Here is a 24,006-nt window from a genome sequence, read left to right on the forward strand (position 1 = left end):
TAAATCTTTGTTAGTCTAAATGATTCTATATGTTGGTAAGTTCTAAGTGTGAGATTTCTCTGTGAGTTCAAAGCACAATCATTGTCATTCAGCGAGCTCTGAAAATGAGTCCCACAGTGAGCATGAAAGCTCTTGCCATGGTTCGTCTAGCAAATTCGATTTCTTATTGTGGGGTTCACTTTCTGGTGTTGTTATACTTTATACAACTCAGTTATCGTTTGGAAATATCTCAAGTTTACCTGACTGGCTCAATCAACTCTCCTCATCATCATTTGAATTAGTAAATACCATGTGGTGGGGATTACTTATCGGAATAGGAGTCTTATCGGTTCTTACAAAAGTTCCTCGCGAGTTCGTTATGTCTGCTCTAGGCAGCAATAAAGAAAAGTCAGGAATTTTTCGTGCAACACTTGCAGGAGTGCTGTTAGATCTTTGTAGTCACGGCATTCTAATGGTAGGAGCCAAGCTTTATCAACGTGGAGCATCTTTAGGCCAGGTCATTGCTTTTCTCGTTGCAAGTCCTTGGAACTCATTTTCTTTAACTCTAGTTCTAATTGCATTAGTGGGATTAAAATGGACTTTTCTGTTTATATTATTGTCACTTCTCATCGCAATTGTCAGTGGATTTATTTTTGACAGTTTGGTGAGTAAAAATATATTACCTGATAATCCCAATAAGTTTGATCTACCCAAAGACTTTCAATTTTGGACAGAAGCTAAAGAACAGTTTAATGATGCCAGCTTCAATCGCAGCTTTTTCAAGTCAATGATCATCGATGGCATTAAAGAATCGAGAATGGTCATGCGTTGGGTTCTTTTTGGAATTTTATTAGCCAGTATTATTCGAGTTCTTTTCTCTCCCGAATCCTTCTCTTCATACTTTGGTCCCGACCTTATTGGCCTCGTTCTAACCGTCATCGCAGCAACAATTATTGAAGTCTGCTCAGAAGGTTCGACTCCCATTGCTGCAGATTTACTCAATAGAGCTCACGCACCTGGCAATAGCTTTGCTTTTTTAATGACAGGAGTATCTACAGACTATACCGAAATGATGATAATACGAGATACAACTCGCTCCTGGAAAATTGCACTCTTTATACCGTTGGTTACAGTACCTCAGGTTTTATGCCTTGCCTGGATATTAAATACGGTTTGAACCACAAACTCGTAGACTATTTAATTTATTGCTAAACTTAGAGACTCCTTACCAAAAGCTAAACAGAGTACTGAGGAATTTTTGAAGGCACTTTTTATTTTAGTGATAATGACCTTGGCTTGTATCGGTTCAACAGTTAGTCAAAATGTCCCCCTTCCATACCACGAAGTTCTAAATACAACCGTTCTTCAAGCTACGTATGTTGATGATCGCTTATTATCGATCGAACTTACCGTGTTACCAATAGATAGTGGCCAATCATCTATCGTCATAGATAAAAGTGCTCATGAAAAATTTAATAGGTTTGATCCTTTAAATACAGGTGATCAATCTAAAATTCGCCGCTCTATTATTATCCCCCAAAATCAAGAAGCTTTTAGCAGTTACGATGTTTTAGAGAAAATAGACAATAAACTAACACACACTGGCTATGGCATTTTTAAATTAAAGAAAAATATTGAACAATACAAAAAATTCACTCAGAAAGTCGGAGGGAGCTCTGAGGACTGCTATTTTTTAAGCTTAAAAGATAGCTCTGATCCATCTTTAATGATTGATAAAAATATCTTAGTTCGCATTGATTTTTCTAATGTTCAGGATGTTATTGAAGGGACCATCTTTGAACCTCTGAACAAGAACTCGACTAACTATAAAAAATGGAAAGAGGAACACCCTACGGTTGAAATTTGGCCGCATGAATATCAAACTGGAGACTATCTTATTTGGTACAGCAAAGACAAAAAAAGCGCTATTGTTGCAGATTATATCGAAGGAAAAATAAAACTTATAAAAGTAGGATTGGTTTCACATGCCACTTTGGTCGAAGGATGCTCCTAAATCGATGGTTGCCAATTACCGCAGAAAATTAGCTCGAGTATTTTTTTTATTCTTCATAGTGGCACTTGCCGGTTGCATTCCTATGATACGAACAGAGTACATAGCACCCAAATGGACAGGTCAGATAATTAATATTCAATCTTTAAAAGCAATGAAGCAATTAACCCTTGTTGACTCAACCTCAAACAACAAAGGTACCGTCGATAAAAGTGGCAAATTTGTTGTCCTAGGAGAATCACAATCTTTTGACTTTAAGTTACCCGCAGCTTCTGCAATGAAATACTTTACACTGGAGCTCGATTTATCCGGAGAAAAATTACTATTCGCCAGAAAAGCGCCTATCACAAGCGTTGAACCTTTAGAGTTTGATCTCAAGACAGTATTTATTATATGGCCAAATTCATCTCCGTTCTTAGTTAAAACGATAGCCAATGAGCAACATCAAAAAATGAGCAAAAAATTTATCGAAGAGTGTAAATATCTAAAAAGCGCCGTGACTTTAACCGAAAGTTTACGCTTAATGAACCAGCCTCTGTTTGAAAATAAAGTTCGCGCGACCTTTACATTTTCTCTAGATGACATGGTTAAGAACCAGAAAAAATGGGCCATTGAATTATGGGAAGCTGCATTTGAAATGTGTTTTAAAAATAAGTATGAAAACAGAAGAAAGCTTCGAGGCTTTTACAATCCCATATTCGATGAGCTTCGCTCCTTTTGACAGGCAAAAAAAAGACCGGCGAGATGCCGGCCAAATGACGAGGTCTTAAATTCTAGTTAAAACTGACTTCTGCTATTGTGTCTGCTTCTACACTTGCATTTATTGACTCTAAGAAAGTAATTTCATCATCAACTTCAGGGTCATCTAAAGCCGCTTCACAAGTTAATGAAAGTGTGTAGTCAGTTGGTGATAAGTACGCAACGAAGAATTCATATGTATTATCATCTTCATTGTAGGAAACATTCGCACTGGTTAGAGGCTCTGTTGCACTTCCTAAGTCGTCGGCGACAACATCGAGACCTTCGTAAACATATACGACGCCACCATTTGCACAAGCTTCTTGTTCCATCGTGGCATTAGCAACTGTACCAGTAATATCGCCAATTTCAGTATTATCAAGAATTCTTAAGGAGGGTTTTAAAATATAATCCACTTGCGCTGAAGATGGATTAGTAATTGATTTTCTTAGATCAAAATCAATTGTAAAATTTGAAGATTGCCCGACAGCAATATTAAAGCCATTTGATAACTGTAATCCAGATTGACTTCCGCTTGGCACATATAAGGAGTGTGAACTCCCATCTTCAAAGCTAATGTACGAATCCATCACACCATTGAGCGCATTTACGTGAAGGCGAACCCAATTATATTCGCCAGCCTCAACGGTTTCCGAATCTAGCAATGGCTCACTTGTACCATTTTGAAGTTGAAGTAAGTCAATGGAACGAGGCTCATCAAATTCAAACTCTACTGCAGGTCCACCAGCTGGTTTAATTGAAACGCCTGTAAACTCAACAACAACTTCAGTTGCATTATCAACAGGAGCATCTGTGATATTTAAAGATAATTTTCCAGTTGTTCCGTTGTTAGAGTCAGATCCACAACCAGCAAGAGTGAAGAAACTAACCACGCCGGTTAAGACAACTAGATGCTTCGAAAATAATCCCATAAAAAATTACCCTTTGTTCTAAGTGAATTTAAATTTCTATACGTTTATTCCTTTACACGAACAGAGTTAGAGAAAGGTTCCCTATTTTTCAAAATAATTGGTAATTTTTTACAAAAGATGGAATGTTCAAGCAAAAAAGAGAAGAAGTTCACAAAACAATACTGTTGGCAAACACTTTAATTCTGATAACTATTATTTTAATAATCGATTTAACTAAAAAGTGTAGCGAATACCTAAGCTGAAAGCGTCATTTGTGTATTCATATAACTCAATATTTTCCTTGTTATCTATTTTTATCACCTTCATGTATGCCTCTAGGTCTTTAAGCACTTCATATTCTATATCAAATCCAAGAGTTAACTTTTTTGACTGGCGCCTCTTTGTAATCCATTCGCCATCTGTATTGATGACGGTATCGTCCGTAGAGTAATTTGACCATTGAGTTTTAAGAAAGGGGCTAAACGTCCATTGCTCATACTGATATTTTGCTTTGGCCGATAATTGGTGTCTCACAGGAGAGTAGTCTCGTCGAGTATCTTCATTAATTAGGCCTTGTCTATCGTTCCATTCGAAACTGTAGCCGAACAACCAGTTTAATCCACTATCAGATTTAGGTTGAGTCTCGATTCCAATTATGGCTCGCTCTCCACCGAGAAACTTAAAGTCAGTTGAAGCACTAATTGATGTGTAATTAAAGCTTCCCTTGAGTAATGTTTTGTCATACAAGATTTGATAACTTGCTCGAACAGTCGAATTTAGATACACCTTTCGACTGGCAATACTGGCTGAGTCTATTGCAAAATCGATACGCCATCGATTGTCTTTTCTTCCTTTTAAATAATTCCCAGCAACTCCCATACTACTCGAGCTTAAACTTTCAAAAGTATCGTAGTCGACATCAATATAGTATCCTGAAAAATAAGTGCTTTGCTCATTTGACCGAGTCAGATAGTAAGCCCCTTGAACTGTCAGCTCTCGATAATTATCTTCCAAGCTAGAAGAGCTGATTTGAAAGTCATCGGAAAGTGCGACTGGATTTGATTCATAGCCGAACGTCACATTCGCCCAGGCATAAAATTGACGAGAAGATACATCAGTCGACAATAATTGCAGTTGCTTAATCGCAGCATCCTTAAATTGAGAGTCATTCTTGGCCAGCTGTCGAAATACCCTTATGGCCTTTTTGGTGTCTTTCTTTGCTCGATAAACAAGTCCAAGATAATAAGATGCAACATTGTGCCAAGCCGAATGAACTTTTAACTGCTTAAAGGCCTGTTCAGCAATATTTAAGCGAGCCATCTTTAACGCCACAGCTCCGAGATTATAAAATAGCTGAGGGCTATTATCGCCTCGATCACGAGCTTGAATGAATGCGTCTAATGATTCTTGATATTTCCCTTGACCAAAAAGCTTCTGACCCAATTCAAAGGTTTTTGCATTTGAATTAGGGGAATTGAAAAGTGTTAAGACTACCCCTAGGAGAATAGCCTTTTGCCTCGTCTTTATTAAATTCACATTGTTCTATAAATTATCGTCTTTTATATCTTTATCGTCATTATCTGGCGGTCCCGGAGGATTAGGAGGATTGGGCGTATCGGGAATAATGTCGTCCAGGTCCACGGGTAGATCTGGTTTATTTTCATTATTTCTTCGCGACCCAATAATATTATTTATTCGGTCTTGAGCAGCCTGTAAAGCTTCTTCTCTAGCTTCTCTTCCTCGGCCTTGACCATTTCCATTATTATCGGGTCTATTAGACTTTTCTGGCTTTTTGCCTTTTAAGCTTTCTAAAGGCGGCAAACTAATGATACTCACGGCTTCACTTGGAGTGGCCGATTTATCCAATAACTTAATAGTAATGCCTAACTCTTTTTCAATTTTAGTCGGCTTTTGCTCTACTTTATCCGATTTTTTTGTATCCAAATTATTAGCACTCGATTGCGCATCGGCAGCCTGAAGCACCGATGCACTTAATATCGATATACTAAATATAAAAAATCGCATTATCTTCACTATAAATTACCTAACTAAAACCCATATCTTAAAAATTAATAAATCCAATACGTAACAGTGCTCATACAACTTCCCCTCAATAACATCTAAATCGTTGAATCATTTATAGAATTAACATTTTTTGAGCTGTTTTTTTGCCCTTCAACTAAAAACTCATAAGTTTTCATTTCATCTCCAGACTCAACCGTGACAATCACTTTATCACCTTTCTCCGAAGCAACCAAAACAGGTAAATTAATAATATTTGCGCCTTCGTTGAGAGCGGCTTGCCAGCTCAACTTACGCAAACCATTGTAGTGTTCAATGGAAAGAGAAGGCCCTAAATTAACCGAAATTGTCACTTGTGGTAGTGCACTAGGAGACTCAATCATCACTGGAAGTATGCTAACCTGATTGATCGGCAGACTAACTTTAACCTGAGCCATCTGCTCACTCGCAGGAGACTCTGGACGGAACAAATCGATTAGCCAGACGCTTGAAAATAACACCAATGATGCTGCAACAGCTCCAGCCAACCAGCTCACTTTTCGAGACTGAGATGAGTTTTCTGAAACCTTTTGACTCGCTTTCGCCAGAATTCTTGCTTCCAGACCAGCCGGAGCGTCAACACTAGAAACTGCGTGCAAAAAGCCACAAACCACATGCTTTTGCCAGTAAGCCTCACATAGCTCACATTCTCGCATGTGCTCCGCTTGCGCTTTAGATAGTGAATTAACACTACCTTTCTCGCAAAACTCTAATTGTTGATGAAATTCAGTACAGTTCATTTTCAGCCTCTATTTACTAACACGGATCAAGTGACAATAAAGTTCCCGTATCAAGCTGTTTTTTCATGATTTTTCGTCCTCGATGCAATCTGGACTTGACGGTTCCCTCAGAAACCGACTGAATATCAGCAATTTCTTTTAGAGAATATCCTTCGACTTCAAATAAAAAAAGCGTAACTGCTTGCTCATGCTCCAGTTGTTTGAGGTTTGCAATTAATTCCCGCCCAAGTTGGTCAATAGCGACGATAGCTTCAGGGTCACTGCCTGAGTCAACAAACAGATTTTTCATAACCTCTTCATCGACAAGGTGCTCATACGCCAGAGGGCGCGCGTTCTTTTTGCGAATTTCATCGACGAAAAGGCGATACATAATTTTTACCAACCAGGGCCGTAATTTCTCTATCGCGTTCATTTCATCCACTCGGTCAACAACGCGCAAAGCCAGCTCTTGCACCAAATCCTCGGCATCCTGAGAATTAAGAGTCCATTGGTAAGCCACTTTGAATAGCGGTTTTATCTGCGGAGCGAATAGCTCTTCAAAAGTCTTTTTATGCATAAAACTAATGATAGTCGAAACTGAAAGATAAAAGTGAGAGGTAATTGGACTTGGCGTAAGAGCAAAAGAGAAAGCCCGTTTCAAACTGGCTTTCTCTATTTAGTGTAATGAAAATTAATTTGAATTAGTGGGTACTGTTATTTCAGATGAAATGCGCCATTGCTCTAGTTTTGAAATTCGCAACATAAGCTCCCGCTGCGTCTCTTTTAACTTAACAAGCTCTTGTTGCAATTGACGAACTTTCTGATTTTCTGAGCTCGCCGATTTATTCGCTTGCTCGACTGAACTTTTCATCGAAGAAATGGAGTTTTTCTGTAAGTCGATTTGCTCTTTAAGAATATCAATATTCGTACTAAACACGTCCAGGTTCGCACGTAGTGAAGCAACGTCTCGAGATACTGGGGTCACTTCTTTTTTAATGGTTGCTGGAACTCTTTGTAAGCTTTCTTCCAAAGACTTTATTTCTGACTGATTTCTCCGCCAGGCAGAAGCCCAAAGTTTATCCATTTGTGTCCAAAGCTCATCCGCCTTTTTCGCTAATTCAGTTACTTTAACCTGTAAAGCAACAGCTGATTGATCCAACTCTTCACCTGTAGCGGACAAGCGCTGCTCTAGATCGGTAATACGTTGCTGAGAAGACTGCCATTCAACTTTCTGTGCTTCTAATTGAGTCCATAGCCACGCGCTAAAGCCAACAGCGCTAAGCGCAATAAATGTTGTTATAAATAAAAGTTTCGATGATGCACCTTTCTCTGCATCTGGCTCATGATCATCAGAAGAGTTAGTAGTGTGCTTTTTTTTAGCCACACCAAAATCTTCTCGTTCAGCAACTATTTCAGGCAATGGCCCTTCTGGTTCATTTTCTTTCATTGAATTATCACTTAACCTACTGCAAATTATTTTGTGATCGTACCTTGTTTCTCAACTTATGACTATGGTATCGACGAAAAATTCAATGCAATAGTTTGCTTACGTTATGAACCATCTTACGTTTAATTAGCGTTTCTACTCACGGGTTTGGAAATCCACCCGGTATTGCCGGGAGAGTGTAACCTCTCGCTTCAATCGCTTCCTGCATGGTGGGTGTGCCGTCCGCATCCGTATCACTGGCATTCATCAAATCAATAGCAATGGCCCCCAACGCTACTTCGTCAGTTAAATCGCCATCGAGATCGGTATCATAAATAAATGATCCTGAACCATCGTATGAACAACTATTGGTCGGTGCGTAAGTTATATTTGAACCACTTCCACCAGATTCGAATATTCCCGTTGTTTCATTCAATGAGAAAAACTGTCGTTGGCCGTATGGCTGCAACGCATGAGAATTATTAGGGCCCGCCCAATTACAAATCATGCCTTGAATATTTCCATCGGTATTTTCTACTGAATTGCCGAAGCCGGCATAAGCTTCCCCATCTAAAATCGAGGTTCCGCCGGTTTCGTTATAATTAACCCCCATTAAAAATATTCTGGAATGACTATCATTTAATCCTGCTTGCCAAACATAAGCGTAAGTTCCCTCCAGCGTATTTGGATTCATTTCCATACCAAAAATATTAAAGTTTTCACTCCAACCATCCGGATTCGTTGTTGCGTTGTATTTGTTGTCGGGATCTACCTGACCATAATCATCAGCCATGACGTCAGTAACAAAACCAGTTGCGTCAGCACCACACAAAATTGCAATTCTCGACTGTACACTTAGCGAAGTTTCGGCACTACGTTCATAAGCGAAAGAGCCGTTGAGTGTTCGATCGGAATCCGGGCAGTTTCCACCACCAAGTATAGAACTGTCTCCGTTTATCGTAAATTGAAGTAAACCATTGTATTCAAACTCAGACGCCCCGGAAGTGTGGCTCATCACGACCGATATCTCTCTCGCTGTACCACTATAAATATAAGAATACTCTTGTGTGTACTGCCATTCGTCGGTACTAACACGCTCCGCTATAACACTGGTAAAAGTCACACCGGTAATTCCATAAGCATTCATATCACTGGTTAAATCTAAACTGCTTCCGACAGCAGGTTCACTATATCCACTATCAATCGCTACATATATCATCGAAGCCAACCCCATTAATGCAGCAAAGCTCTGGTTTTTTATCCCATTGAGTCTCGAATTTAATTGAGCAGGTGCACATGCATGTCCAGTTGGAGTATCCGTTTCATTCCATATCATAAGATCACCACCTGGCAACTCACCTGAGTTTGGAGTTGCTGCATCAGGGTGATCTTCATAAAGTAGCGAAGGTCCGTAGCATTCAGCACTGACACCTGTATTAAAAAAGAGTTGCGGCGTAAAAGCATCATTAACCGGAGTCGTTCCATTTAATAAGTCATTAATCCGCTGTACTGCATCAGCATACGACGTCGTCCAAGTAACGGCTAAAGGTGCAAGAAAAAATTTTGAAACTCCGGCCGTTGTTACAGTATCCGTTGGAGATGTTATTGCTAGGCCACTAGGAAAACTATTTCCGGAATCAATAGCTAAGCCATAATTTACAGTCGCGTTCGCTTGTTGATTTCTAACAACGGTTACCGTTTGACTTTCAATATCAGGAATATAAGTTTCGTTATTTTCTGAAACTTCACCTGCTATGATCGTGTAAGTTCCCGTATCGAGATCATTCAATGTTGTTGTTGCAGTTACTGACTGACTGAAATCGTTAGGTCCACTTATAGTGACATTCGCGTCACTTCCAACGGGTAAGCCAGAAATTGTTACGAGCAAATCGCCTTTGTAATTATTATTTGAAGAAGAGCCATAATCACTACCACCGCAAGATAATAAAATAAAGGATAAAAAGACTGCTAGAAGTAACCGAAAAAAAAACATGTAAAAACTCTCACGTAAAATTGAAAACTACATTAAATGTAGAGTACCTTGATAAATCTGCAACAAAGATTGAACATATTGAGCAATACGTTTACCACTTTAAAATTCTTCTAGCTTTTGTCTTATCAATCTCTTAATGCGTTACCTTTAATCCGAGATATTTTAAAAAGGAATTTCTAAATAACATCTAACAATCTAATATTTAGAACATGGTGATAGTTATTTCCGACTGTCATCCTTGACTAACCAGAACTAAATTAAATATATGAATGTTAATCTACTTCGAAGATTTCAAAATGAAATTTTAATCGAACCTTAAATGCATAAAATCAATTTACACATGCTACTTAATTTCTAATTACGGAGATCGTGACATGAAACAAAGGTGTACCAAAAACAAATTAAAAATCCTATTGTCATCTACCGCGCTGGCGCTTTCCCTAAGCGCAACCGCAGCGGGAGATATGAAATCGAAACAACCCAAAAGCAATCAGTTTTGGTGGCCCGATCAGCTCGACCTGACAACGCTTAGAGATCATGATAAACGTTCCAACCCTCTCGGTGAAAACTTCGATTACGCCGAAGCCTTTAGCAAATTAGATCTTGACGCCGTGAAAAAAGACCTCAACAAGTTGCTTACCACTTCGCAAGATTGGTGGCCTGCAGACTTCGGTAATTATGGTCCTTTCTTCATTCGTCTATCCTGGCACAGCGCTGGGACCTACAGAACACTCGACGGTAGAGGCGGCGGTGATGGTGGACAAATGCGTTTCGATCCTCTCAACAGCTGGCCCGACAATGGCAATTTGGATAAAGCCAAAAGATTACTTTGGCCCCTAAAGCAAAAGTACGGGGAAAGTTTATCTTGGGGAGATTTAATGATCCTTGCTGGTACCGTCGGTATGGAAAATATGGGATTCAAAATTTATGGATTTGCCGGTGGGCGAGCAGACGATTGGGAACCCGATTTAGTCTATTGGGGACCAGAGCTTGAGATGTTAGCAAGCGATCGCGAAGAACGCGATGGAGAATTAAAGCGTCCATTGGGTGCTACTCACATGGGACTTATCTATGTAAATCCAGAAGGTCCTAAAGGCAAGCCCGATCCAAAAGGCTCAGCTAAAAACATACGTGTTGCATTTGGTCGCATGGCAATGAACGATGAAGAAACAGTAGCACTTATTGCTGGCGGGCACACCTTCGGAAAAATGCACGGCGCTCATAATCCAGGTAAATGCGTCGGCAAAGAACCAGGCGGCGCACCGATCGAAAACCAAGGTTTAGGTTGGAAAAACAAATGCGGAAAAGGTCACTCGGAAGATACGGTTACTAGTGGTCTTGAAGGGGCATGGACTCAACTACCTACTCAGTGGACAACTCTGTATCTTTCTAACTTACTAAACTTTGAATGGAAACAAACACGCAGTCCTGGTGGAGCGATACAATGGATACCGAAAGATGAGTCGCTGCACAAAGCTGTTCCTGATGCCCATGTTGAAGGAAAAAGAAATCCACCTGTTATGACCACTGCAGATCTTGCACTAAAATTTGATCCTAAGTACCGCAAGATTGCTGCGCGTTTTCTTGCGAATCCAGAAGAGTATCGATTAGCATTTGCCAAAGCATGGTATAAATTGACTCATCGCGACATGGGACCAAGAAGTCGATATGTTAAAGACAGTGCTCCCAATGAACCTCTCATTTGGCAAGATCCCATTCCTGAAGTTGACTACAAACTTGTCGAAAATAAAGACATAAAAAATCTGAAGTCAAAAATTCTTAAATCCGGTTTAACCGTTCCTCAACTTATTAGAACGGCTTGGGCATCAGCATCAAGTTTTCGAGCAAGTGATATGCGTGGTGGTGCCAATGGTGCTCGCATCGCTTTGGAGCCCCAAAAAAACTGGACTGTAAATGACCCTAAAGAGTTAAGTAAAGTTTTATCGAAACTAAAAGGTATCCAAAAAGATTTTAACAAAGGCAGTAAAAGAAAAGTTTCTTTAGCCGACTTAATCGTACTTGGTGGAGCCGCTGCTATCGAAAAAGCAGCAAAAGATGCCGGTGTTAAAGTTGATGTTCCTTTTGTACCCGGCCGTAATGACACAACTCAAGAGTGGACTGATGTTGACTCGTTTGAGTTACTCAAACCTACCGCTGATGCCTTCCGTAATTATTTTGATACGAAAGCCAGCTATCGCTCTCCCACAGAGATGTTGGTTGACAAAGCGGATCAACTAACACTGACGGTCCCAGAAATGACGGTTCTTATCGGTGGCATGCGCGCATTAAACGCTAATACAGACGGCAGTAAGCATGGAGTATTTACCGACAAACCGGGAACCTTATCGAATGACTTTTTTATTAATCTTCTAGACATGTCGACAACATGGCGTAAAGCAAAAAAAGAAGGCCTTTATGAGGGTGTTGATAGAAAATCAGGTAAAGTTAAATACACGGCGACACCTGTAGACCTGATATTTGGTTCCAACTCTGAACTTAGAGCAGTTGCCGAAGTATATGCATTTAACAATTCAAAAGAGCGATTCGTAAATGATTTTGTTAAAGCTTGGACGAAGGTCATGAGGCTCGATCGGTTTGATTTATAAAATTCCTTCACACATAAGGAGCTGATGTATCAGCTCCTTTCCTTCTTAAGCAACTCACACATTACTCATTTGAAATTACAATTCTAGACTCTATAACAGGAGCTACTACTGACACTGATTGTATATATCCTGCCAAAACATCATCCTCAAAAAGCTCTGTATCAACCTTTTGTGCTGCCGGTAACGCTTGCATTGTTACAAACCCGTCTCCACCATCAGCACCAAAACTATTAAAACTGAAAGTATAATTTTCGTTTGATAACACAGCATTACCATTAATAAGAATCTGTATCACACGCTGTCCTTCTGTGACAATAGTTGGTGGTTCAGTTGTTTCATCCAGCTCTTGAGGTTGTTGAGTTAAATCGACAAATACTTGAATATGACTTGAAACTTGCAAAAACCCACCAAAAGGCTCTGGAGCAAAAGCAACGCCCCGTTCAAATATTTCTTTAAGTTGTTCGCCAGTTACAGTTACTAAGTAAATCGTATTATTGAAAGGAAAAATATCACTCGCATCTTGCCGAGTTAATTCACCACTATCATAAATCCCATCGGGATTTGTTGCCGAGTTGTAACGAATATTACCGCCATTAACCAAAGAAAAATCTAATGAATATCCATTATTTGCCAAAAACTCAAACATACCATCACTAACCATATTTCCAATTAATGCTTCTCCAGTTCGAACCACATTCCGATTAGCGTCTAAATCGACATTGGTAACACCAATAACTTCTTCATTAATTTCTTCTCGAGGACTCAGTAACTGATTCCCTTCATCACAAGAAGTTATTAAAAGTAATGAAAAAGTGAATAAAAATAAGTTGAGTAATTTCATATGCTCATCACAATTGATATCGCCATTTTAGGGAAAGCGCTTCACCAGGCTGAATAAGACCGGAAGAACCAAAAACGCTAATGTTAGAAGATTCATCAGGATCTGAATATTTGTCATCACCTAAATTAATGGCTCTAAGAGTTAAAACATTGTTCTCAGATAATTGATAATTAAGAGCAATATCTCCTAATAGATAATCATCGATAACTACGTTATCGCCACGAACGCCTCGAAAAGACTCAATAACAGTACGATCATTCGGTCCACTTTTCCCACCATAATGAGCACCTAAAGATAACGACCAAGAACTAAAGTTAAATAACGCTTGAAAATTAGCTCGTATTCTCGGCGTATGAACTAATTGAGTGTGGCCTCGTGTATTTTGGTAAATTCTTTCTTCACTAAATAGTGCAGCCTTTGACCAGAAAAAGTCGGTGCGATGTTGTCCGAAACTGCTATATATTGATAGGTAATCATTTACCGTCATTTTCAACTCAAGCTCAATACCAAAGCTTTCACTGTCTCCTATGTTTTCATAAACAGCTTGAGAACCCGAACCATTTTGATCATATATACCAATTACACTATTAGTTTTACTAAAAAAACCATTAACACGAAAAATTAAATCTTTTGTCGAATACTCTGTAACAAGCTCTAAAGTATTTACTTTTTCTGGCTTCAAGTCTTCATTACCTCTAACACCATTATTCCCTGCCAAAGTGATGTCATAAAGCTCTTTTAAAGTAGGAGCTCTAAAGGCAGATGCAAACAAAGCTTTAACTACAACATTCGAGTTTATATCATAGACAACACCAACACGAGGGTTGAAGCTACTTCCAAAATCACTGTAATCATCGAGTCTTGCTCCTAAAGTCATTTCAAAGTTGGCTTTGACATAACGTGCTTGTGAATAAAGTGCTTGTATCTTTCTCGTACGATTATCTTGTTCAAAAGAGGCGTTATCATGATTATCGAAAATATCGAAAGGGGTTAATGAAATTGCGCTGTAGTTTCTAGAAAACGAATAGTCATCCAACTTTTGATGCTCGAATAACAATCCACTAATAAGCTGCCATTCATCGGATATTGATTGGGTCCAATCCAACTCAAATGTCTGACTGTTGGCTTTATACTTTTCTCTAGTAAACCCACCTTCATCAAAAACATTTCCAGAATAAGTAAATCCGATGGGTAAGTCGTTATATAAAAAATTATGGTCAAATAATGAAATATAAAACTTAGGTGTTAAAAAACTATTAGAACTTAAAGTAAAACGCTTGGAGAGATTTAAATGATAACTCGTTGTCTTAAAGTCTGAATTAGTTCCTAGGTTAAAACTGGGACCGCCCCAATCACCATTTTCATAATTGGAAAAATAAAAGCTAGCATTCCAGTTTTCATAATCAATATTCGTTGAAAGATATGTATTATCCAGAAAATGATTGGTTGTCGATGAGTAACTCTCTGAACTTGCAAAGTTTCTGGCAGTAACGCTCCTTAAATCACCTTTAGACTCACGATAACCTAATGTTGTTGATATTCTTGCAGCACCATCAAAAACACGATGCAAACTCAAAGCATGCTTGTCATGACTGCCAGCTTCAATGCCGATAGAATCATTTGTTTTTCTTGGAATGATATTGATTACACCGGATACTGCATTAGAACCATAAAGAGCCGAACCTGGACCTCGAATAATTTCAACTTGCTCTATTAAGCTGGTGGGGAAGTTAAATATAGCTTGACCATTGTATAAATCATTCAGCTTTTGGCCATTAAACAAGAATAATATATTGCCGTCTTTTCGCTCACCACGAATGGCTACTCGATAAAATCCATTAGGAGCTAAGCTGGCTTCGATACCAGCGGAGTATTGAAGCAATTCAATTAAACTTTCTGCACCGAATAATTCAATTTGCCGGCGCGTGAATACATCGATAACGGAAGGCGCTTTACGGACAAATTGAGCATTCTGAGTTGAACTAACCACTTTAACATCCATTAGCTCATCTATTGTCAGCTCAAAAAGATCAATCTTTTCAGCAGAATATGCAGGAAAATTCAACACAACAATCGGTAGAGCCAGCCATTTAATGTTAGATTTTAATGTCATAGATGCTCGATTATCGATTAAGAAAGACTTGAGGTTGAGTTAAACCAGAATAATAGTTTTAACCGATATAATCAAAATTTCTGCCTGACTGAGACGGGATATAGATCTTAGAGTTCAACCTAAGCACCTGAATATTAAGCACTTATTTGAGCGCTATCCCCGAGGAACGTCTTGCCAATTCTAAGAACAGATTATACTTAAATCGCCCCAATAAAATAGAAGAACGATCGTCCTAATTTTGGATCAAAGAGCATATGGCTCAATGGGTAGAGACTCCAAAAGCGCAGATTGAGTCAACCAACCTGATTTTTAGCGCATCGAACAAAAAGTTTAATTGACTAAGTTGGATTTGCTGCTTTTAATTGCTCTCTCACTTCCATGAGTGCAAAACCAAGCAAATTTAATCCTTTCCACAAGTTTGGGTTGCCAACTTTACTGTTATCCGCAGCTAATCCAACGCCCCAAATCTTATCCACAGGACTAGCTTCAACTAAAACTCTTTCTTTTGTATTCAATAAGAATTCAAGTAACTCTTTATTTTGACCGAACTTTAGCAGGTTACCTTTCACAACAATATTAAAACGATTCTCGACCCAGAGCGCCTCATCAAATCCGATAACTTGTCTCCCCAAAGCCTTAGCAGCACCAGGATTTGATGCAGCAATAATTTTCTGTTGAGTTTCGATATCACCGAACAACTTGGCTTTTTCTGCCATCATAAAATGCTCAGCGGTTTGATAGGTATAATTATCATCCATAAAACTAGACTCGTACCATTGACTAAAACAACTGCCACTAACCTTTGCTCCGTTTTTCTGATGCCCCCAAAAGTACAAATACTTAACTTTATTTCCGCGATTAACATAGTCAACTAATGACTGAACCGTTCGAATATTCAAACTTTACACCTTTGAATTTTCAATTTCTTTCGCTTTTTCTCGACAAAGCTGATCAACTCTCTTCAGTAACGTGGGTATTCGATGCACACCATGCATATTTAAGATTGAATTTTTAGCTTCCTTCAAGCTAGCTGTAGAGGTAACAAATAAGGGCTTTCTACTTTTTCCTCGATATATTTCATGCTCATGAGAAATTCCCATAAATGATTTCTTTGCAACACCAATAACTTCCACTTCTTCTTTAAGCACGTCGAACAAATGCTTTCCTAAACCAGACTTAGCAACTCCATCCAAATAAACATAGCCATCAACGACTATAATATCAGGCGCTATTTTGTGTTCTTCTAGTAACCGTAGCAAACAAGGTAACTCTCTTTTATAGAAGCTTCCAGGTTCATAAGCTGCAACATTTTCAACAATACTCAAATACTCCCTCGTAGAACTTTCTGATTGCCAATCAACAAAAGCAACTCCTGCTACAACGGCGGTGTCTCCACAATACTGAACATCTGTCGCAAGAATCATTTATCAACTCCATTTGCAAGAAGCAGACTTATTACCCGATGCGGTGTATTCATATTAGAACATTGATTCCTATATCTCTTAAATAGTTCGCTCTAAAATCAACAATAATGCGGTACCATTATAACGGTAACTGCCGTATCTCGAATACAATCATGTATCAACGTCACATTTCCGAATTCTATTTCCATGTGCTAGTCTCAATGAATAAAAAACTGTTCTCGACAGTTAGCCATTTCGGATGAAAAGAATGAAAAAACTCGTTCATTACAGCGCACTGTTACTTATAATTACATTTATAATTGTCGGCACAGCCGCCATTTTAATTCACCTCTGGATAACGGAAGCACCCGATCCCGTTGTAAATACTGCAGAGAACGCACTGGCAGACGAGTCTATTGTGGCTATTGGACATATCAATCACGCCAAGTTAATAGAAATCACTCAATCTTCTGGAAAAGATAACCTTGATTCACTCATAAGCCAAGATTCCAACTTGTTACGTGAAATGTATCTAGAACACCCTGATTTTCGAAAAAATCTATCTCAAATACTAGTTTCCATTTCATTAAGCTCGGACAATCCCAAAGGCATACTTTCAAGTATGTTCTATGGTCACTTTGAGTGGTCAACATTAGAACCAATCTTTAGTAACTTCTTTAGTGTAACATCAATAGGAAATCAGCAATATCAACTAGTAGCTACAACGCAGGAAACTTTAAATGACCCTTTAACTTGCCCAGAAGATATAAAAACATTAAAAAAATCTTCTCCTCTATACCTATATGTTGATAACTACTGGCTCGTACTTTCTACTAGTCAAAGTCACCTGAATAAATTGTTAACCAGGATGATGAATAAAGAAAATGCTCAAAAAGATTTATCTGCCTGGAGAGAGTATCGCGACGGTAAAATCGGAGCTCTTGGAGTTTTCACTCCTGGAGAGGCATCGAAAAGCTTACCTGGTATGACTGGCTTTATCGCTCAAGGAGCGATAAAGAAAAATCCAGAAATTGAATCAATCTTTGCAGGAGCTGAAATCAATATTTTATCACCGGGACTAAAAATTAGCTCTAGTATTTTAGGCGAAAAACAATGGATTGAAACTTCCTATAAAAAAATAAATCGGTCGTTAAACGACGCAAAATCGTCTACCAAGGATTTCTCACAGACTTTAGCTAACCTTATTGACACGATCGAAGTATCGAGTACAGAAAAAAAGTTAGATTTAAGCTTCGACTTAGGTCAGTCCACTCTAGAAAAAATTCCTGATATTACTAGTGAACTCTTGAGCTCTGCGTTTGGAGGAAGGCCGAGTTCAAATCAAACACAGCAAGAAAAAGCAGAGAGGATCGAAGAAAACCCTTGGGACTATTCAGGAAATGATCAGCTTTTAAATATTGACAATCTCGCTCCCAAAGAGGAATTAATATCCAGCGCATTTTCTCAAGGCCCTTTTTCTGTGAGCTTATCGGAAGCTCAATATAACGAAGAGCTTGAGCTAACAACAATAGAGTTAAGAGCCCGAATGGAACTTCCTGAGGTTGACTCATCTTGGTACAAATCTAAAGCGACCTTATCCTTCTCGGTAAGCTCTATTCTGGATGAACTCGATAACGAAATTCTAAGAGATGAGCGTTGCATTAAAGACTTGCCTCGCTTCGTTGGTAAGAATCGAGCGCCCGCTGACAATGTCGCTTTCAATCAAGGTTTTGCATTAATAACTAAAAAGCTACGCCTGTCAGAGGGAAAATCGTATGAAGATATCCATAAAATTTCTGGAAAGCTTAACTTTGAGGCTCCGGTAGACGTTAAGTCATACACGATTCCCTTTAAAGTTAATGAAACCGCAGGCAATGAGCATACACATATAAAAGTATTGGCAACACAACCGAGCGTAGCGTCTTATAAAGTTATCGGGGATGATAAGCACTTAATTGAAGTCAGAGCACTTAATGCAAATGGCCAAGTACTACAGTCAAGTTTTCGAATGGGTAACAATAACCGACAAAATACAACCTTTGAAGGTAAGATTGATCGTTTACAAGTTTGGGTGGCAAGTAGATTTATCGCAAAAACCGTCGACTTCACATTGCCTAGTAAAAATTTACTAAACTCCGAAAAAGCAACTAGCTACTACACTATTTCTCAACCAACAAATACAGAACTGAATATCAATGACGCCTTATTTAGTAATACTGACTTTAGTCAACTTTCTGAAAAGGATATAAAAAGACATATTTATCAATACGAAAAAACAGTTGCAAAAACTGAGCGACCATCTTCAGTTCATGTAATGCTATTTCATGATTACAAATCTCAATGGGGCAACAAGCCTGAGCTTAAGATGATTTATCCTCTTATTGAAGATATTTCTTTTAGTCCATCTGTAGTATCAGTAACAGTAAATTCTCCTCAATACGCTAAAATATATTTAAAAAATCGCCCATCATTTAGAATAAACTCTGATCGTTCTATTGGCCCGATTAGACCTTACTTTGAAATCAACAATAAAGAGTTTGTTTTAGAAACAGTTAGATTACCTATGGAACTAGAGGCTGGAGAAAAAATATCGAACTTAGAGGGTGAGGTTGTGTTTAATGTTCCTGACTCACTCTCAATTGAGCAGCTAGCAATTCCAGCATTGGGAAAATCGATTACAAAGCATGACGTAAAAATTGTATTCAAAAAAATAACTAATGGATTTGTTTCTTCCTACATTTTTGAAGTTTCCGGTGAAAAATTCTTTAACTTAATAGCTATTACCAAAGAGGGACGACATTATCCAACTCAAGTACTTTTCAAAGAAGGCCGCTGGGAACTAGGTTTTCCTTTAAATCCTAGATTGAATAAACTTCAACTTATTACTTTTGAAGGCAGTAAGAAAAAAACATTCCCTTTTACGCTGAAACCTGAATACCGGTAACCTAATTGTAAGTTCTAATGTGCGAGGTGATTACCTACAAACTAATTGTTCACTATATTAATATTGAATTGAGCAACTATGAATTATCATTTTTATTACTTTAGTTATAATTGAAACTCATTTTATAATTTATTGGATCGGCAAAACTATTTGCTATGCTTAATAAAGTTTGGGAAACTAAAAACTCTGCTGTAATTCAAAATATTCACTTATGGGCAAAGAAGATCGTAGACATCTGCGTACACGCGTACGCTCTAAAGTAAGAATGGCTCATAATGAGCTAGGCGAATTAGTTGTCTATAGCGGTGATATATCAGATAGTGGTGTTTTTGTAGAACTAGTTTCTCAGGAGAAGCCTGCTGTTGACGATATTGTTTCTCTCCAAATAGTAGACCTTCCGGTTGAGGCTCCAATTATCAAAGCACGAGTTGTTAGAATTACAAAACATGGTCTGGGACTTGAGTTCGTCGACGAAAATACCGAAATCGATTAATAATGCAATCTTCTCTTTGATATAACCTACTATATAAATCATTATCAATCACGACTTGTAGCCCTCAAGACTTATTAAATAGGAATTCTATCAACTTAAAAAAAATAAATGACATTATCTTCAACCTAGCTTCCACACATCGAGATTTCACTCAACCAATAATGTATCAATGACATGTGTGAATTCTTCATATGAATTGTATCTTGCAGCATTTTGATTTTCCTGTATATTCCGCCCGCTCACAAAAACAAGCAGATTGCTGTTTATCAAACTCGTAACTTTACAAAAGCGAACAAGTGTTCGCTTTTCAAAAAAATCTATCGATCAATATTTCAAACGAAAAAAGAGAACCCATGATTAAATACTGTATTGCACTATATAGCCTGTTTTCAGTCCTGTTTTTTGGCAACATCGCACAAGCAGAAGATTTTTACCCTAGCAAGTCAGCTTGTGTAACTCTACAAGGAAATGGCGAGAGATATGCAGCCTTGTCTGGTCAAGTGTTGAGATTGTTAGAAATGAATATAGAGCCCAAAGTTATTTATGGAGGTTCATCAGGTTCTGGAATGTCATCATTGATTGGCGCGATTTTAGACAATGAAAGTTTACAGAGTAACCGAATTATTGTTGATGGCGTTGAATTGTCAACAGCTCAAAAAGCGGCTCGGCTATTAGCGGCATCGTCGGATCCCAATGCAACAATTATTATTTTTCCAGCATTGAATCAATTGGGAAATACGTTTCGCTCAGCTCTCGCCTTTATAATTGCTGATGCATTTGCCAATGCTTACATCGGCTACCCCGATCAGGCTTTGAGCCCAATCGAAGCGTCAACCGGTCAAATTGCTTTACTCTCCGAATTCTTCGGTACTTCCGATTTTACAGCGGCATTAGCAGAGGAAAGTTTCGCTCGAAGACAAGAACTTGTTATGCAACAATGGATAGAGTTTGCCGATTTACTACTAGTGACACCACGAGAATTTATACTTGCTTTAGTTACCGCTCCCTCCGATGAAAAGTGGTCCGAACGCTCAGAAGAAATTAAAAAGCGATATTTTGATCTTTATTACTCTGAATATTCATCTGAAAGAGCTTCACCCGAAAATGCTTTAAATCGATACAATAGTTTTTTGAACACCTTTAAATTTTTAACCCAGTTAATTTCAGAAGAACAATGGGAAAGCATATTTTTAAGCTCCATCAGAAACTTTGATGGCTTACCTTTCATCTCTTACACAGCAGAAATTCTCTCCAAGCCTTTCTACCTGCCTAATGGCGAAAAGGTTATTGCTGCTTACCATAGCCAATCTGGATTTCAAATTCCAAATCGAACCATTATTCACACAACCGCACGTGTAGCAGAGCCCCAAGGTAATAGACTAGTTGAAAAAAATGGCTTTGATAATTTTTATCAAGTCTATTTCCCAGGAAGTGAACTTGTAGAAGATATGTTAACAGCAAGACAAGAAAAAGCAGAACTTGGGCAAAGCTTTATTCAGTATTTTGATGAAGAAACGAACGATTTTATCTCGGTTATTGACAGTGAAAAACTAGTGGTTCTAAGCCAGCCTTATCTAGCACAAGCAATCAAAGCATCGATTGCAGAGCCAAATGCATTTCGTAGAGACCCCATAGTTTTCAATTCCAAAGACCTCAATAACAACGCTGTTAATTTACAAGGCGAAGAACAACTCATCACCTTCGGCGGTTGGATGGAAAATGCGAATGCTACAACACTAAAATCTTTAAAAGCATGTAGAAATGTTGATTATTTTGTCGAAGTTTCAAATATGTCTCAAGGCATATTTGACTTTCAATTGAAATCCGCACGAGCGTTTATTGAAGGTGGCTTCGATGTTATCACCAACAGTCAAAGTGGTGAACCTGCTAGTGAAGAGTCATTAACTTTTATGGACAACTTATGGCAAGCATTTGACTATGGTCGAGATTTGGTTGGTGTAGATAGCTATGTAGCGCTAACTTTTGACTGGGACAATGCATCTGGTGAATCAGGCGAATTAGCCCAAGAACTGAACAAAGCTTACGACAAAAATAGAGCCGCAATGTTTTTACTTTCTTATCAATCAGCGTTTAATGAATTGCTTAACGATAACAGTCAAAGATTTACCGACTTATACGATAGCTTTGTTCTTAATAATGATCTGACATCTATCGACTTAACGACACTAAAAAATATAGAATCAATTAATAACTCCGTAAATATTTTACTAGAAAGATAATCCTTACCTTTGAGCTACTGTACACGCAGTAGCTCACCTCTCTATTTATTCAATCAAATGTATTTTTCAACTCAGAAAAAAGCAATATAGCTTGTATATAAAATAGTAACTGGCAGTATGAATTAATAAATTATTATTGTTCAGTAACAACTCTATATTTTGTAAATATTTACATGGATAAATATGTACGTAATAAAGTTCAATATAAAACGACTTAATTATCATTAAAGCTTTTGTTTAATAAAGCATTTTATTTCAATATGAAATACTTTTCCCAAAACAAGAACAAATGTTATTGCAACTTTAGATTAAAAATCATTTCATTAAGGATTGTGCATGAGAAATCTAGTTCTAGTAGTGACTCTTTTATTTATTATTCCTTTGAGAGCAGGTGTACTTTATGATGGAAAATATTATCTAAAATGTGAGACTTGCTCGTACGATTATCAATATCAATCGACAGCTTTGAATCACTTTTTTTGGAACAATTACGAGTTTAATACATCGACGGAAATTGACTATGTGTTTTTAGAGGCAACAAACTTTATTGATGTTAGAGTAGAGGATATCACTGACGGATCTCTAGGTGATTATTTAACAATAGTTACCGTAAAAAGCCAGAAAAGTCCGATTTATTTTTTCCCGATAATTTCATCGACAATAACTCCTATTAATAGAATTCCCGAGTCGACAAGAAATCAACTTTTAGACACACTGGTTGAATACAAAGGCTTGTATCAAACATCAACAGACTATGTCAGAAATCATGGCGATGAACCATTTAAAGCGACTTCAAACTGGAGTACTCTTATATTAGGAAAATCACCTCTTCGATATGAAGGAAATACACATTTTATCGATACGATAAAGCAAACTGTCAACCAACAATTGCAAGATGCAGATTTTAATCCTTTCCTTTTCGCAGATAAGCCTTTGTCTATTGAGTGGATGTCTGCTGACGATTACATTTTTACTTTTATACAAAGCCCAACCATTCCTTTGCCATCACTGACGTTATTTTCGATTGAGTACAATTCTAATCAATCCCTATTCGTAACAGATGAATTTGGCAATATTGGAAGTCAAACCGAACGACCAAATTCAGCGCTATGCGTTTTTAATGGTTATCGAGAGATGTGTCGTTCATTTGATAGTTTTAGTCAGACCGTTTATGGAAATCGAACAACTATATATTATGCAAAGGGTTGCCCAGATCCAGCCTGTCCTGCTCCTGAAGCGCCAACCAGCTGCCCACCCGGTTCAAGCCAATACTGTAAGGGGAGTTCCTCACCACCGACACCACCCAATCCATCAAACTCGGTAGAAATAAGTGAGTGAGAAGCTAAATAGATACTCTGTTTTTAAAAGTTAAGATCTCGTGGCTTTGTCTTTCATGTCATAGTCACGAAGATACAAACCACGAAATACAAAAAACAATCGCTAAAGCAATTTCCATTGTGAATTTTTCTCTTCATAAAAGTGTTCAAAACAAATATTATTACGAATTGAAATAAGATCAAACTCCTAA

Annotated in this window: 19 protein-coding genes; 8 read left to right on the plus strand and 11 right to left on the minus strand. The window is 38.1% G+C overall.

The genetic code is table 11. The features are described from left to right. The first annotated feature begins 61 nt into the window (after positions 1-61). The 3 genes from FAX86_RS04370 (at position 62) to FAX86_RS04380 (ending at position 2,711) form a co-directional block, all read left to right on the plus strand. The gene (locus FAX86_RS04370) at positions 62-1,156 is read left to right on the plus strand and encodes a permease (RefSeq protein WP_144392120.1); all 1,095 of its coding nucleotides are present in this window, start codon (positions 62-64) and stop codon (positions 1,154-1,156) included. A gap of 81 nt (positions 1,157-1,237) precedes the next feature. Continuing rightward, complete coding sequence (locus FAX86_RS04375) at positions 1,238-1,993, plus strand: hypothetical protein (RefSeq protein ID WP_144392121.1); 756 nt, start codon at positions 1,238-1,240, stop codon at positions 1,991-1,993. Continuing rightward, the gene (locus FAX86_RS04380; protein WP_144392122.1) at positions 1,965-2,711 is read left to right on the plus strand and encodes a hypothetical protein; all 747 of its coding nucleotides are present in this window, start codon (positions 1,965-1,967) and stop codon (positions 2,709-2,711) included. Before FAX86_RS04375 ends, FAX86_RS04380 begins: the two co-directional genes overlap by 29 nt. A gap of 52 nt (positions 2,712-2,763) precedes the next feature. On the opposite strand, the gene FAX86_RS04385 is transcribed toward FAX86_RS04380, so the two are convergent. The 7 genes from FAX86_RS04385 to FAX86_RS04415 form a co-directional block, all read right to left on the minus strand. Continuing rightward, positions 2,764-3,660 (minus strand): DUF4382 domain-containing protein, encoded by an 897-nt coding sequence (locus FAX86_RS04385; RefSeq protein WP_144392123.1) that lies wholly within the window; start codon positions 3,658-3,660, stop codon positions 2,764-2,766. Positions 3,661-3,873: 213 nt separating this feature from the next. Next, positions 3,874-4,959, minus strand: a complete 1,086-nt coding sequence (locus FAX86_RS04390; RefSeq protein ID WP_144392124.1) for a hypothetical protein — start codon at positions 4,957-4,959, stop codon at positions 3,874-3,876. 222 nt (positions 4,960-5,181) lie between these two features. Then, on the minus strand, positions 5,182-5,664 hold the full coding sequence (locus FAX86_RS04395) for a hypothetical protein (protein WP_144392125.1): 483 nt from the start codon (positions 5,662-5,664) through the stop codon (positions 5,182-5,184). Between the two features lie 95 nt (positions 5,665-5,759). Continuing rightward, a complete protein-coding gene (locus tag FAX86_RS04400) occupies positions 5,760-6,440 on the minus strand; it encodes a DUF3379 domain-containing protein (protein ID WP_144392126.1) in 681 nt (226 codons plus the stop codon). 16 nt (positions 6,441-6,456) lie between these two features. Then, on the minus strand, positions 6,457-6,996 hold the full coding sequence (locus FAX86_RS04405; RefSeq protein WP_144392127.1) for an RNA polymerase sigma factor: 540 nt from the start codon (positions 6,994-6,996) through the stop codon (positions 6,457-6,459). Positions 6,997-7,110: 114 nt separating this feature from the next. After that, complete coding sequence (locus FAX86_RS04410) at positions 7,111-7,866, minus strand: coiled-coil domain-containing protein (RefSeq protein WP_144392128.1); 756 nt, start codon at positions 7,864-7,866, stop codon at positions 7,111-7,113. Between the two features lie 139 nt (positions 7,867-8,005). Next, the gene (locus tag FAX86_RS04415) at positions 8,006-9,838 is read right to left on the minus strand and encodes a hypothetical protein (RefSeq protein ID WP_144392129.1); all 1,833 of its coding nucleotides are present in this window, start codon (positions 9,836-9,838) and stop codon (positions 8,006-8,008) included. Positions 9,839-10,212: 374 nt separating this feature from the next. Here FAX86_RS04415 and katG point away from each other — a divergent pair, with 374 nt between their 5' ends. Next, positions 10,213-12,444, plus strand: coding sequence for a catalase/peroxidase HPI (katG, locus tag FAX86_RS04420; protein WP_144392130.1), 2,232 nt, complete (start codon positions 10,213-10,215; stop codon positions 12,442-12,444). A 61-nt stretch (positions 12,445-12,505) separates the two neighbouring features. Here katG and FAX86_RS04425 read toward each other — a convergent pair whose 3' ends face one another. From FAX86_RS04425 to FAX86_RS04440, 4 genes are all read right to left on the minus strand, one after another. After that, on the minus strand, positions 12,506-13,285 hold the full coding sequence (locus FAX86_RS04425) for a 5'-nucleotidase C-terminal domain-containing protein (protein ID WP_144392131.1): 780 nt from the start codon (positions 13,283-13,285) through the stop codon (positions 12,506-12,508). Positions 13,286-13,292: 7 nt separating this feature from the next. Beyond that, positions 13,293-15,398: a TonB-dependent receptor plug domain-containing protein gene (locus FAX86_RS04430; RefSeq protein ID WP_144392132.1), complete on the minus strand. Its 2,106-nt coding sequence runs from the start codon at positions 15,396-15,398 to the stop codon at positions 13,293-13,295. A gap of 338 nt (positions 15,399-15,736) precedes the next feature. Further along, positions 15,737-16,297 carry a riboflavin biosynthesis intermediates N-glycosidase gene (locus tag FAX86_RS04435; protein ID WP_205859101.1) on the minus strand — a complete coding sequence of 187 codons (561 nt, stop codon included), beginning with the start codon at positions 16,295-16,297 and terminating at the stop codon, positions 15,737-15,739. A gap of 3 nt (positions 16,298-16,300) precedes the next feature. Next, entirely contained in the window at positions 16,301-16,822 is a 522-nt protein-coding gene (locus tag FAX86_RS04440; RefSeq protein WP_144392133.1) for an endonuclease V, read from the minus strand. A 247-nt stretch (positions 16,823-17,069) separates the two neighbouring features. Here FAX86_RS04440 and FAX86_RS04445 point away from each other — a divergent pair, with 247 nt between their 5' ends. The 4 genes from FAX86_RS04445 to FAX86_RS04460 all read left to right on the plus strand — a co-directional run bounded on the left by FAX86_RS04445 (position 17,070) and on the right by FAX86_RS04460 (position 23,816). Next, positions 17,070-19,745, plus strand: a complete 2,676-nt coding sequence (locus FAX86_RS04445) for a hypothetical protein (protein WP_144392134.1) — start codon at positions 17,070-17,072, stop codon at positions 19,743-19,745. A 211-nt stretch (positions 19,746-19,956) separates the two neighbouring features. Continuing rightward, complete coding sequence (locus FAX86_RS04450) at positions 19,957-20,238, plus strand: PilZ domain-containing protein (protein ID WP_144392135.1); 282 nt, start codon at positions 19,957-19,959, stop codon at positions 20,236-20,238. A gap of 353 nt (positions 20,239-20,591) precedes the next feature. Continuing rightward, positions 20,592-22,478 (plus strand): hypothetical protein, encoded by a 1,887-nt coding sequence (locus FAX86_RS04455; protein ID WP_144392136.1) that lies wholly within the window; start codon positions 20,592-20,594, stop codon positions 22,476-22,478. Positions 22,479-22,814: 336 nt separating this feature from the next. After that, positions 22,815-23,816 (plus strand): hypothetical protein, encoded by a 1,002-nt coding sequence (locus FAX86_RS04460; RefSeq protein ID WP_144392137.1) that lies wholly within the window; start codon positions 22,815-22,817, stop codon positions 23,814-23,816. Positions 23,817-24,006: the final 190 nt, after the last annotated feature.

The sequence above is a fragment of the Pleionea sediminis genome (assembly GCF_007570825.1).
GTDB classification, from domain to species: domain Bacteria; phylum Pseudomonadota; class Gammaproteobacteria; order Enterobacterales; family Kangiellaceae; genus Pleionea; species Pleionea sediminis.

Coding starts and splice junctions, on each gene's coding strand:
- FAX86_RS04380 (WP_144392122.1), top strand. CDS start 1,965: ATGCCACTTTGGTCGAAGGATGCTCCTAAATCGATGGTTGCCAATTAC.
- FAX86_RS04385 (WP_144392123.1), bottom strand. CDS start 3,660: ATGGGATTATTTTCGAAGCATCTAGTTGTCTTAACCGGCGTGGTTAGT.
- FAX86_RS04390 (WP_144392124.1), bottom strand. CDS start 4,959: ATGGCTCGCTTAAATATTGCTGAACAGGCCTTTAAGCAGTTAAAAGTT.
- FAX86_RS04395 (WP_144392125.1), bottom strand. CDS start 5,664: ATGCGATTTTTTATATTTAGTATATCGATATTAAGTGCATCGGTGCTT.
- FAX86_RS04400 (WP_144392126.1), bottom strand. CDS start 6,440: ATGAACTGTACTGAATTTCATCAACAATTAGAGTTTTGCGAGAAAGGT.
- FAX86_RS04405 (WP_144392127.1), bottom strand. CDS start 6,996: ATGCATAAAAAGACTTTTGAAGAGCTATTCGCTCCGCAGATAAAACCG.
- FAX86_RS04410 (WP_144392128.1), bottom strand. CDS start 7,866: ATGAAAGAAAATGAACCAGAAGGGCCATTGCCTGAAATAGTTGCTGAA.
- FAX86_RS04415 (WP_144392129.1), bottom strand. CDS start 9,838: ATGTTTTTTTTTCGGTTACTTCTAGCAGTCTTTTTATCCTTTATTTTA.
- katG (WP_144392130.1), top strand. CDS start 10,213: ATGAAACAAAGGTGTACCAAAAACAAATTAAAAATCCTATTGTCATCT.
- FAX86_RS04425 (WP_144392131.1), bottom strand. CDS start 13,285: ATGAAATTACTCAACTTATTTTTATTCACTTTTTCATTACTTTTAATA.
- FAX86_RS04430 (WP_144392132.1), bottom strand. CDS start 15,398: ATGACATTAAAATCTAACATTAAATGGCTGGCTCTACCGATTGTTGTG.
- FAX86_RS04440 (WP_144392133.1), bottom strand. CDS start 16,822: ATGATTCTTGCGACAGATGTTCAGTATTGTGGAGACACCGCCGTTGTA.
- FAX86_RS04445 (WP_144392134.1), top strand. CDS start 17,070: ATGAAAAAACTCGTTCATTACAGCGCACTGTTACTTATAATTACATTT.
- FAX86_RS04450 (WP_144392135.1), top strand. CDS start 19,957: ATGGGCAAAGAAGATCGTAGACATCTGCGTACACGCGTACGCTCTAAA.
- FAX86_RS04455 (WP_144392136.1), top strand. CDS start 20,592: ATGATTAAATACTGTATTGCACTATATAGCCTGTTTTCAGTCCTGTTT.
- FAX86_RS04460 (WP_144392137.1), top strand. CDS start 22,815: ATGAGAAATCTAGTTCTAGTAGTGACTCTTTTATTTATTATTCCTTTG.